Annotated in this window: 6 protein-coding genes; 3 read left to right on the top strand and 3 right to left on the bottom strand. The window is 70.7% G+C overall.

Annotation, left to right across the window (positions count from 1 at the left end; all coding sequences use genetic code 11):
* A partial coding sequence (locus OKJ99_RS09445; RefSeq protein WP_326015400.1) for a CdaR family protein occupies window positions 1–874 on the bottom strand: 874 nt, incomplete at its 3' end.
* 168 nt (window positions 875–1,042) lie between these two features.
* On the opposite strand from OKJ99_RS09445, the gene OKJ99_RS09440 reads away from it, so the two are divergent.
* Both OKJ99_RS09440 and pruA read left to right on the top strand, forming a co-directional pair.
* Window positions 1,043–1,969, top strand: a complete 927-nt coding sequence (locus OKJ99_RS09440) for a proline dehydrogenase family protein (RefSeq protein WP_326015399.1) — start codon at window positions 1,043–1,045, stop codon at window positions 1,967–1,969.
* Between the two features lie 58 nt (window positions 1,970–2,027).
* Complete coding sequence (pruA, locus tag OKJ99_RS09435; RefSeq protein ID WP_326015398.1) at window positions 2,028–3,665, top strand: L-glutamate gamma-semialdehyde dehydrogenase; 1,638 nt, start codon at window positions 2,028–2,030, stop codon at window positions 3,663–3,665.
* A 232-nt stretch (window positions 3,666–3,897) separates the two neighbouring features.
* On the opposite strand, the gene OKJ99_RS09430 is transcribed toward pruA, so the two are convergent.
* A complete protein-coding gene (locus OKJ99_RS09430) occupies window positions 3,898–4,821 on the bottom strand; it encodes an NADP-dependent oxidoreductase (protein ID WP_326015397.1) in 924 nt (307 codons plus the stop codon).
* Between the two features lie 400 nt (window positions 4,822–5,221).
* Between OKJ99_RS09430 and OKJ99_RS09425 the strand changes: the two genes are divergently transcribed.
* Window positions 5,222–5,365: a hypothetical protein gene (locus OKJ99_RS09425; protein WP_266714423.1), complete on the top strand. Its 144-nt coding sequence runs from the start codon at window positions 5,222–5,224 to the stop codon at window positions 5,363–5,365.
* A gap of 34 nt (window positions 5,366–5,399) precedes the next feature.
* On the opposite strand, the gene OKJ99_RS09420 is transcribed toward OKJ99_RS09425, so the two are convergent.
* Window positions 5,400–6,980 carry a purple acid phosphatase family protein gene (locus tag OKJ99_RS09420; RefSeq protein WP_326015396.1) on the bottom strand — a complete coding sequence of 527 codons (1,581 nt, stop codon included), beginning with the start codon at window positions 6,978–6,980 and terminating at the stop codon, window positions 5,400–5,402.
* Window positions 6,981–7,025 lie beyond the last annotated feature (45 nt).

Below are 7,025 nucleotides of genomic sequence, written 5' to 3'. Positions count from 1 at the left end.
CGGCCAGCGCCGCGCGCGCCGCGGCCGTCGCCTCCTGCCAGGCCGTGGCCAGTTCGGCGAGGTCGTCGCGTGCGGCGCCGACGCCCGCCGCCATCGGGGAGCCCGCGCGGGCGCGCAGCTTCGCCGCCGCCGTCAGCGCGGGCGACAGGGCCTCGCGCGAACGCAGCCGTACCAGCAGGGCGAGGCACTGGCCCGTCACCCCCCACGGCACCGTGCACAGCGCGTCCGCCGCCGGGATGGTGCGTACCGACGGGGCGTCGTCCGGGTCCGCCGAGGGCCACGGCGCGACGCAGACCACCGTGTGCAGGCCCGGCGCCCGGCTGCCGAGCGCCGTGCGCAGCGCCGCCACCGCCATGTCCCGCTGCCAGCCCCGCTCCGCGGTGAGCACGGAGTGGAACTCGCGGGTCAGGTCCGCGCCCGCCTGCGCCTCGTCGGCGAGCTGCGCGCCGATCCGGCCCGCCACCTCCATCGCCGCGTCGAGCTGCTCCTGCGTGGGACCCGGATCGTCGTCGATCAGCCATACGTAGCCGAGGACGTAGCCGTGATGGCGCACGGGCAGGCAGATGCGGCCGCGGTAGACGCCGGCCTCCGGGGTCGCCGGGATCCGGACCGGCTCCTTGGCGCTCGCGATGCCGAAGCCCTCGAACCAGGAGCGGACCGCCGAGGTCGAGCCGCGCGTCAGGATCGAGCGCGTGCGCACCGGGTCGAGCGCGGCCTCGTCGAAGCCGTCGGTGTCGTCGTCGGCGCTGGCCTGGGCGCCGAAGGCGATGAGGCGGAAGTCGCGGTTCTCGAGGGTCGCCGGGGCGCCGAGCAGCGCCGAGATCTCGTCGACCAGGTCCTGGTAATCGCCTTTCACCCCACCATTCTCACCCATCCCGGGCCCCTCTTCATACAGATGTCTGAGGCGGCGGCCACAGATGCGTGACACCTGTCGATGGCACAGGATCGGAGGGATCCTTAGATTTCACGGTGGTTCCACGTGCCGTTCCCGCTTTGCGGTGATACGGCCCCCGTCTCAACCAGTGCTCTGTGGAGGTGCCCCGTGCTGGCTCCCTTGATCCTCGCCGCGTCGCGCAGCGACAAGATGCGCGCTTTCGTGTCGGCGGCGCCGGGCACCAAGCAGGTCGTCGACCGCTTCATCGCCGGTGAGTCGGTCGACCAGGTCGTGCCGATCATCGAGGACGCCGCCGCCAAGGGCCTGGAGGTCACGCTCGACGTCGTCGGTGAGGACATCACCACCGTCGAGCAGTCGCAGGCCGCGCGGGACGCCTACTTGCAGTTGGTCGAGCGCCTGAAGGAACTGGGCCTCGGCACGAAGGCCGAGATGTCGATCAAGCTGTCGATGTTCGGCCAGGCACTGGAGGGCGGTCACGAGCTGGCCCTCGCCAACGTCCGCCCGGTCGTCATCGCCGCCGCCGCGATCGGCACCACGGTCACCCTCGACGCCGAGGACCACACCACCCTCGACTCGATGTTCGCCATCCACGAGGAGCTGCGGAAGGACTTCCCGCAGACCGGCTGTGTCATCCAGGCCTACCTGTTCCGCACCGAGGACGACGCCCGCCGCCTGGCCGCCGCCGGCAGCCGCGTGCGCATCGTGAAGGGCGCCTACAAAGAGCCCGCCGAGGTCGCGTTCCAGGACAAGGCCGAGATCGACAAGGCGTACGTGCGGGTCATGCGCATCCTCATGGAGGGCGCCGGGTACCCGATGATCGGCTCCCACGACCCGCGGCTCGTCTCCATCGCGCAGGAGCTCGCCCGGCAGGCCGGGCGCAAGCTGGACGAGTACGAGTTCCAGATGCTGTACGGGATCCGCAGCGACGAGCAGCTGCGGCTCGCCGCCGAGGGACACCGGATGCGTGTCTACACCGCGTACGGCACCGACTGGTACGGATACTTCATGCGCCGCCTCGCGGAGAAGCCGGCCAACCTCCTCTTCTTCGCCCGCTCGGTCCTCACCAAGGGCTGACCCACCAAGCTTCCCGTTCCGTCCCCAACTCCCCGACCCCCGAAGGAGATACGGACCCATGACCCTCGACGCCGTGACCCAGGTCCCCGCCCCGGTCAACGAGCCGGTGCACGGCTACGCCCCCGGTTCCCCGGAGCGTGCCCGCCTGGAGACCAAGCTCAAGGAGCTGGCCGAGAACCCGATCGAGCTGCCCTGCACCATCGGCGGCGTACGTCGGCTGGGCGGCGGCGAGCGCTTCGACGTCGTGCAGCCGCACAACCACAAGGCCGTCATCGGTACGTACGCCAACGCCACCGAGCAGGACGCCCAGGACGCGGTCGACGCCGCCCTGGCCGCCGCCCCGGCCTGGCGCGCGACGTCCTTCGACGACCGCGCCGCGATCATCCTGCGCGCCGCCGAGCTGCTGTCCACGAAGTGGCGCGAGACGCTGGCCGCCTCGACGATGCTCGGCCAGTCGAAGACCGCGCAGCAGGCCGAGATCGACACTCCCTGTGAGCTCATCGACTTCTGGCGCTTCAACGTCCACTACGCCCGCAACCTGCTCGCCGAGCAGCCGCCGGCGAACTCCACCGGCGTGTGGAACCGCATGGACCACCGCCCGCTGGAGGGCTTCGTCTACGCGATCACGCCGTTCAACTTCACGGCCATCGCGGGCAACCTGCCGACCGCCCCGGCGCTCATGGGCAACGTCGTCGTGTGGAAGCCGTCCCCGACGCAGACGCACGCCGCCGTGCTGCTCCTCCAGCTCCTGGAGGAGGCCGGTCTCCCGAAGGGCGTCATCAACCTGGTGACGGGCGATGGCCTGGCCGTGTCGGAGGTTGCTCTCAACCACCGTGACCTCGCCGGCATCCACTTCACCGGCTCGACCAAGACCTTCCAGCACCTGTGGAAGACGGTCGGCAACAACATCGAGAAGTACCGCACCTACCCGCGTCTCGTCGGCGAGACCGGCGGCAAGGACTTCGTCGTCGCCCACCCGAGCGCCGACCGCGCCGTCCTCAAGACGGCCCTGACCCGCGGCTCCTTCGAGTTCCAGGGCCAGAAGTGCTCGGCCTCCTCGCGCGCCTACGTTCCGGCCTCGATCTGGAACGACGGGTTCAAGGAGGAGTTTGCGGCCGAGGTCGACGCCATCAAGATGGGCGACGTCACCGACCTGTCGAACTTCATCGGCGCCGTCATCGACGAGCGCTCCTTCGCCAAGAACAAGGCCGCGATCGACCGGGCCAAGGACGACGCCTCCTGCACGATCGTCGCGGGCGGCACGTACGACGACTCCGTCGGCTACTTCGTGCGTCCGACGGTCGTCGAGTGCACCGACCCGGCCAACGAGGTGTTCTCCACCGAGTACTTCGGTCCGTTCCTCGCCGTGCACGTCTACGAGGACGACCAGTACGACGCCATGCTGGAGCAGATGGAGTCGGCCTCGGACTACGCGCTGACCGGCTCGGTCATCGCCAACGACCGTGCGGCCGCGGCCCACACGATGGAGAAGCTCCGCTACGCCGCGGGCAACTTCTACATCAACGACAAGTCGACCGGCGCGGTCGTCGGCCAGCAGCCCTTCGGTGGCGGGCGTGCGTCCGGTACCTGTGACAAGGCCGGTGCCCCGCAGAACCTGCAGCGGTGGACGCTGACGCGTGCCATCAAGGAGACGTTGGTTCCGCCGACGGACTACGTGTACCCGCACATGGGCTGATCGCCCCTGCAGCGCGTGCCGCCCCCGGTCGAGGTTCTTTCCTCGGTCGGGGGCGGTTTCGTGTGGGCCGGGCCTACGTCGCGGGGCTCTGCCCCGGACCCCGCGCCTCAATCGCCGGCGGGGCTTGATTTGGTCGACTGAGCCTTGGGCAATCTGCCGCCTTGGGCGGCAGGGTGGGCAAGGCGGCCCACGGTGCTGCGCAACGGTGATGCGGCCCCCGCCACGGTTCTGGTCAGGGGACCGTCAGGACGATCTTGCCTTGGGTGCGTCCGGATGAGCCCAGTTCGTGGGCCTTGGCTGCCTCCTCCAGGGGGAGGGTGGCCGAGACGTGGGGGCGGAGGCGGCCCGCTGCCAGGAGGGCCGCGACCTTGCGGAGGGTGGTGCCCGAGGGCTGGACCGAGACGACGGCGAAGCGGACGCCGCGGGCCTCGGCGTCCTCCTGGGTGACCCCGGGGTCCCAGGGCACCGCCGAGGCCAGGAGGCCGCCGGGGCGCAGGGTGACCAGGGTGCGCGGGCCGTAGTCGCCGCCGATCAGGTCGAAGGCCACGTCCACGTCGCGCAGGGAGTGAGCGAAGTCCGTGGTCGTGTAGTCGATGGGCTCGTCGACGCCGACTTCGCGCAGGAAGTCGTGCTTGTCGGCGCGCGCGGTGGCGATCACGTACGCGCCCTCGGCCTTGGCGATCTGCACCGCCACGTGCCCGACGCCGCCGGCCGCCGCGTGGATCAGGACCCGGCGGCCGGGACCGATCTGCCCGGTGTCGACGAGCGCGAGCCAGGAGGTGAGCGCCGCCGCGGGCACCGCCGCCGCGTGGACGTGGTCGACATTGCCCGGCTTCGGTGCCAGGTGCTCGGTGCGGATCAGGACGTACTCGGCGTAGCCGCCGCCCCGGATCATGGCGAACACCTCGTCGCCCGGCCGGAATTCGGTGACGTCCTGACCCGCCGACTCGACGACGCCCGAGACGTCCCAGCCGAGCGTGAACGGCGGGTCGCCGAAGAGCGGCGCGGAGCCGGAGCGCGCCATCCGGTCCACCGGGTTCACCCCCACGGCCCGGACCCGGACCAGTACCTCGCCCGGCCCCGGCTCGGGCCGTTCCACCTCCGCCACTTCGAGCACCTCGGGTCCGCCGAGCCGGCGCTGACTGATGACGCGCATGGTGGGACTCCTCCCCAGGGCCCGCCGGGCCACCGCGGCCCGGCCGGTAGGGGACCCATCGTGGTGCGTGGGCGGCGGCCACGCCATGGCCGGGACCGACCGCGCGTCCGGACTCGGCCACCGTTGTTACCACTGTGGTCAATGGGGCTGGTGGGGCCGGAGACGTGGGTCCCGTCTCAGATAGTAGGAAGTCCGAGTAATTGTGGAGACAGAAGCAGAGACCTGTCCTAGCTTTGTAGGAGCCGAACGACTCGCCCGATCCGGCGAATGGCGGCCGCGAGCCGGAGCACCTGGCAGGCAACCCCTGCAGCTCCTGCTTCCCGCCCTTCCGGCGCCTCGAAATCCCCTTGCGCACATGGCGCGCGAGGATTCCCACGGATTCTCAAGGAGTCGATCCCTCATGGCCACTGCGACGCCCGTCCGCCGCCGAGTCCGTCACGTCTCCCCGTCGAGCGAAGCCGACCGTCAGGCCGCCAGGACCGCGGCCGCCGCCCTCCAGCGCGCGCTGGACCGCAGGGACAACGGCGGCGAGACCGGTCACTGAGGCCCGGCCCGGGGCCTGATCCGGACGACAGGCCCTACGCGCCTCTTCGTACCTCGAAGTGATCGATGCGCTCGCCGGTCTCGGCCAGCGCCGACACCTTCATCCGGCCCTTCGCCACCTCCACCGCGAGGAACGAGAAGCCGGTGTACCGCACCCGGGACCACTCCACGGTGTCCGGGTCGGGCAGGCGTGACTTCGTCCAGTGGAAGGTGACGGTCGAGTCGCGATCGTGCACGTTGCCTTCGTAGCTGTCCTGCACGCCCGGCCCGAAGCCGTAGAGGTCCTTGCCGGCGCCGCCCGCGGTGACGTACACGATGCCGTCGCGCGTCGGATCGGTCGACGCGCCGACCGGCACCGGCTTGCCGACCTCCCCGTTCCCCGTGCCCCGAATCGCGTCCGTGCGCTCGTAGACGTGGTTGTGCCCGTTGATCACCAGGTCCACCTGGTGCTTGGCGAACAGCGGCACCCACGCGTCGCGCACCCCGCCGTCCGAGGCGTGCGTCGACGTCGAGTACGCGCAGTGGTGGAAGAAGACGACCACGAACTCGATGTCGTCCCGCGCCCGCAGCTCGCCGAGCCGCTTGTCGAGCCAGGCGGTCTGCTTCCCGTCCAGATAGCCCTTGTTGGCGGGTATCTCGTACGAGACGTCGTTCGCGTCGAGCGCGACCACGCCGACACTGCCGTACGTGAAGGAGTAGACGCCGGGCGCCGTGCTCGGGTCCGGCCCGTTGTCGGGCAGTGACCAGCGTGCGCTCTGCCCGCCGTAGCCGTTGGGGGAGTACCAGGCCTCCATGTCGTGGTTCCCGGTCGTCACCATCCACGGCACCGACTTGGCGACCGTCTCCGTCTGCGCGAGGAACTGGTCCCACACGCGCGCGTCGTACGTGTCCGATTCCTTGCCCTGGCCGCTGCTGTCGGCGTAGCAGATGTCGCCCGCGTGCAGGTGGAAGGACGGGTTCTGGCCGAGGATCACCTGGTCGTTGGCGAGCGCGTCGTAGCTGACGCCCTGGTCGCCGAAGGCCGTGAAGACGAACGACTCCGGGGCGGCCGGCGCCGTGCGGAAGGTGCCGAGCGTGCCGAGGCGCTCCGCGTCGGCCGGGTCGAAGCCGTCGTGGCCGACGCCGTAGTAGTACGTGGTGCCCGGCTTGAGGTTGTCGAGCGCCGCGTGCAGATAGAGCTGCTCGACCTCGGGGAGCTTCTTCGACAGGGACGGGGTGTGCAGGGCGCGCACCTCCGCCGGGATCTTCCGGCTCAGCTCCCAGGGCTTCGACCCCACCCGCAGATACGGGTTCTTGACCGCGAACGGCACCTGCCACGAGATCCGCATCTGCGTCTTCGGGTCGGCGCCGAAGGCGAGATGCCGGCCGAAGGGGGCCACGAGGGAGCCGTCCACCTGTGCGGCGGCCGCGCGCGTCGGAAGGAGCGGCGCCGCGTACGCGCCCGTCGCCGAGCCGCCGCCCAGCAGCGCGGCCCCGCCCACCGAGGCCGCGGCCCCCGTCAGGGCGCGGCGCCTGCTGAACTTCCGCCGCAGGTACTCATGTTGCTCGGGCATGCTCAGGCGCCGGGCGAGCTGCTCGGGGATGCCGACATTGGGGGTGTCATTGGCGGTGGTCATGGGAGGGAACTTCCCAGTAACTTCCAACTACCGCCATACATACGG

The organism is Streptomyces endophyticus, assembly GCF_035798155.1.
Lineage (GTDB): Bacteria > Actinomycetota > Actinomycetes > Streptomycetales > Streptomycetaceae > Streptomyces > Streptomyces endophyticus.
This window is presented reverse-complemented; position numbering and strand designations above follow the sequence as displayed.